Raw genomic sequence first — 4,207 nt, forward strand, 5'->3', positions numbered from 1 at the left:
GGCCCGGCCGTCCACCCCCGGCAGCACCAACCAGCCAGGGAATCAGCCCAGTTCGACAGGAACCACCGCACACACCGGGCAGCACCAGCCACCCGGCACGGCCGGCACCCGCCGGTCCGGACCCGGACAAGAACACCGCCCGACCAGACAACCGGGCAACCGGATCGGTCGCACGGCAGCCACGCCGAAGGCCGTGACGGCCAGACCCGCCCGGCACCACCGGGCCGGCCGCCACAGCCCGGCCCGCCCGCCGTTGCGCATCCCGCCCGACCACCTATTCCGCAACCGTCAACCGAGGGGCCCCATCCCATGACCACCGTCGAAGCCCGCTCCATCAACCCCGACGTCGAGGCCATCCGCCACCACTACGAGGTCCCCAACGAGCTCTACCGGCTCATCCTGGGCCCCACCATGATGTACTCCGGCGGCTACTGGGAGGACGGCGAGGACCTCGTCGCCGTCCTCGACGAGGCCCAGGAACGCAAGCTCGACGCCTTCACCGACCTCGCCCGCGCCGCCCACACCGACTCCGTCCTGGACATCGGCTGCGGCTGGGGCACCATGCTCAACCGCCTCACCACCGTCCACGGCGTCAAGAAGGCCGTCGGCGTCACCCTCTCCCGCACCCAGGCCGACTTCGTCGACGCCCTCGCCAACCCCGCCATCGAAGCCCGCGTCGAAAGCTGGGAAGACCACCGCCTCGCCGACGGCCAGGCCCCCTACGACGCCGCGTTCTGCATCAACGCCCTCGAACACTTCGTGCTCTCCTCCCTCACCCCCAAGGAGCGCACCCAGCGCTACCGCGTCTTCTTCAAGCAGGTCCACTCCCTGCTCAAGCCCGGCGCCCGCTTCGTCCTGCACACCATGACCGTCGAGAACCCCCCGCTGCGCCGCCAGCTCCTGGACGACCTCAAGTTCCTCCAGCGCGAGGAATTCGAAGGCTGCCACATCCCGCGCCTGCCCGAACTCGCCGCCGGCCTCGACGGCCTCTTCGAGGTCACCGAGATCCGCAACGAACCCGAATCCTTCGCCCGCGCCTGCCGCGCCTGGCTCCAGCTCCTCGCCGCCCGCCGCGACGAGGCCGTCACCATGACCGACGAAACCACCGTCGCCCGCTTCGAGCGCTACCTCGACATCTTCGCCTACACCCTCGAAGACCACATCTTCAACAACTTCCGCGTCACCCTCACCCGCCGCGCCTGACCCCCAGGCCCACCGAGGACACCCCAGAAGAGGACACCGACGCCATGACCACCACCCCCGCCCCCAACCGCACCACCACCGGCACCGCCGCAGCGGCCCCCACCACCACCCAGGCGGCGGGGGTGGCCCCCACCCCCACCACCAACACCGCCGCCACGACCGCCACAGGCACCGCCACCACCGCCGCAGGCACCGCCGCGGGCACCGCCGCGGGCACCGCCGCGGGCACCGCCGCGGGCACCGACCCCCGCCCCGCCACCCACCCCACCGCCGACCTCGCCGTACGCCACCTCAAAGTCGCCGTCATCGGCGCCGGCATCTCCGGCCTCGGCACCGCCATCGGCCTCCTGCGCGCCGGCATCAACGACTTCCTCGTCTTCGAACGCGCCCACGACCTCGGCGGCACCTGGCGCGACAACACCTACCCCGGCTGCGCCTGCGACGTCCAGGCCCACCTCTACTCCTTCTCCTTCGCCCGCAACCCCGAATGGAAATCCACCTTCGCCACCCAGGCCGAAGTCCACGCCTACCTCAAGGACTGCGCCACCCGCTACGGCGTCGACCCCCACCTGCGCTACGACCACGAACTCCTCGACGCCACCTGGAACGACACCCACCACCACTGGGACATCCACACCAAACACGGCCGCTACACCGCCCAGGTCCTCGTCACCGGCACCGGCTACCTCTCCGACCCCGCCATCCCCGACCTGCCCGGCCTCGACACCTTCACCGGCACCGTCTTCCACTCCTCCCGCTGGCGCCACGACCACGACCTCACCGGCCGCAACGTCGCCGTCATCGGCACCGGAGCCTCCGCCATCCAGTTCGTCCCCGCCATCCAGCCCCACGTCGCCCGCCTCGACCTCTACCAGCGCACACCCCCCTGGGTCGCCGCCAAACCCGACAAACCCAACACCCCCCGCCACACCTGGATGCTGCGCCACCTCCCCGGCTACCAGCGCTTCCGCCGCACCTTCAACAAACACGGCCGCGAAATCGTCGCGTTCTTCATGTCCCGCCCCTCCCGCACCACCGGCATGAAGAACATGGCCGCCGGCCACCTCAAGAAATCCGTCCCCGACCCCACCCTGCGCAAACGCCTCACCCCCGACTACACCGTCGGCTGCAAACGCCTGCTCTTCTCCAACACCTGGTACCCCGCCATCCAGCAACCCAACGTCAACATCATCTCCGACACCATCACCCACATCGGCCCCACCCACATCACCACCGCCGACGGCACCCGACGCGACATCGACACCATCATCCTCGCCACCGGCTTCACCGCCACCGACCGCCCCATCGCCCGCCTCATCCACGGCCGCAACGGACACACCCTCGCCGACACCTGGAACACCAACGGCATGACCGCCCACCGCGGCACCACCATCCACGGCTTCCCCAACCTCTTCATGATCCTCGGCCCCAACACCACCCTCGGCCACTCCTCCCAAACCGTCATGATCGAAGCCCAGATCACCTACATCCTCGCCGCCCTCAAAACCCTCCACACCCACCACCTCACCACCCTCGACGTCCACCCCGAAGCCCAAAAAACCTACAACCACACCCTCCAGAACCGCCTCAAAAACACCGTCTGGAACACCGGCGGCTGCCACAGCTGGTACACCGACACCCAAGGCAACAACCCCTCCATCTGGCCCACCTACACCTGGCGCTTCCACCACCAAACCCGCACCTTCGACCTCACCAACTACCAAACCGCCACCCACACCAACCACACCACCACCCCCTAACACCCCCCACCCCACCCCACCCCACCCCGCCGCCACAGCCAGCAGAAGCAGCACAGCCAGCAGGGGGACCCCAGGGCCGGCACAGCCGACAGACCAGCCGCCAGAAGCAGCAGGAACCGCCCGGCCGCCAGGGACCGAGACGGACCGGGAAGACCAGCACGCCCGGCAAACGGGCCGCCAGGACCAGCACGGCCGGTACAGCCGCCAGGACTCCCAGGAACCGGCACGGACGATGGGGCACGGGCGATGGGACCGGCAGGAGCAGCACGGCCGGTATGGCCAGCCGGACGGTTAGAACCGGTACAGCCGCCAGGCAAGGAACCGGCCCCGCACCAGCACAACCGACACAACCGGCAAGACCGGTATGGCAGTAGAACCGGCAGGACCGGCACGGCCAGGAAGACCGGTACAGCCGACAGGACCGGCGGCCAGTACAGCCGGCACAACCGGCAGGCGGGGCCGACAGGGCTGACGGGGCAGCCAGATCGGGCCGGCAGGAGCGGTACGGCCGACGCGATCGACACAGCCGGCAGGAGCGGTACGGCCGGCGCGATCGACACAGCCGGCAGGAGCGGTACGGCCGGCGCGATCGACACAGCCGGCAGGACCGGCAAGACCGGCAGGCGGGACCGACGGGCCGGTCCAGCCGCCAGACAAGGACCCGACCCCACGCCGGCACAACCGGTATGGCCGGTAGGACCGACAAGCAGGAGAACCGGCCCTACCGGCAGGACCAGCAGGACCAGCAGGACCGGCCCTACCGGCAGGACCAGCAGGACCGGCCCTACCGGCAGGACCGGCAGGACCGGAACGGCCACTGGGGCCAGCAGAGCCGGCCCCGCACCAACACAACCGGGCCCCAGAAAACCACCGAACGCGAAACACCCACCACGAACCAGCCCGCCACAACAGAGACTTCAGAAACCACCCACCCAAAACAGCCCCCCCGCCCCCGCATCACCTACCGCGCGCACCACCTGCCGACACCCACCGACCCGCCCACACCACCACCCACCAGGAGACCACCCCGCATGAACCACCCCGCCCTGTCCAGGCGCACCCTGCTCACCGGCGCCGCCGCCACCGTCATCGGCTTCAACACCACCACCCGCACCTGGGCCACCACCAACACCCCCACACCCCCCGGCTGCATCACCCCCCTGCCCCCCATCCAAGGCACCCTCACCACCGACACCACCACCCGCACCGCCCACGCCCAGGACTTCGGCCGCCTCACCACCACC

The 4,207-nt window shown here is 70.0% G+C and carries 2 protein-coding genes and 1 pseudogene; all 3 read left to right on the forward strand.

Annotated elements, in window-relative coordinates:
* Positions 1-309: 309 nt before the first annotated feature.
* Positions 310-1,203: a class I SAM-dependent methyltransferase gene (locus AB0O11_RS21305; protein WP_224279083.1), complete on the forward strand. Its 894-nt coding sequence runs from the start codon at positions 310-312 to the stop codon at positions 1,201-1,203.
* Positions 1,204-1,247: 44 nt separating this feature from the next.
* Positions 1,248-2,963, forward strand: coding sequence for an NAD(P)/FAD-dependent oxidoreductase (locus tag AB0O11_RS21310; RefSeq protein ID WP_363389106.1), 1,716 nt, complete (start codon positions 1,248-1,250; stop codon positions 2,961-2,963).
* A gap of 686 nt (positions 2,964-3,649) precedes the next feature.
* Positions 3,650-4,207, forward strand: a pseudogene (locus tag AB0O11_RS21315) (hypothetical protein); the annotation flags it as partial.

Source organism: Kitasatospora sp. NPDC093102 (assembly GCF_040683915.1).
In the GTDB taxonomy this organism is placed as follows: domain Bacteria; phylum Actinomycetota; class Actinomycetes; order Streptomycetales; family Streptomycetaceae; genus Kitasatospora.